Source organism: Stenotrophomonas sp. SrG (assembly GCF_050031795.1).
GTDB lineage: Bacteria > Pseudomonadota > Gammaproteobacteria > Xanthomonadales > Xanthomonadaceae > Stenotrophomonas > Stenotrophomonas rhizophila_A.
Genome location: NZ_JBNBBE010000882.1, coordinates 1 through 243, shown reverse-complemented (window position 1 = coordinate 243; position 243 = coordinate 1). Strand labels below are relative to the sequence as shown.

1 pseudogene is annotated in these 243 nt (G+C 66.3%); it reads right to left on the bottom strand.

The annotated features are described in order from the left end of the window. Positions 1 to 243: pseudogene (locus ACQG3P_RS22030) on the bottom strand (alpha/beta hydrolase); the annotation flags it as partial.

Genomic DNA, 243 nt, shown 5'->3' with positions numbered 1-243 from the left:
GTTGTGCACCATGCCGCCGTAGTGGTTGAGCCACTTCCGCTGCTTGAACAGCTTCTCAAGCGGCACGGGGTGGTTTCCCTGTGCGTAGGGCGCCAATGCTTCCAGCTCGGCCACCGCTTCGGCGTTGCCATCGGGCCGCGCCTGCTGCAGGGTCCACGCAAAACCACGGCGCTCGCTTTCCGTCGCATGGGAGATCTGCCCGATGCCGATGTAGGCATGCAGCCACTCGGGCCGGCGCTGGGC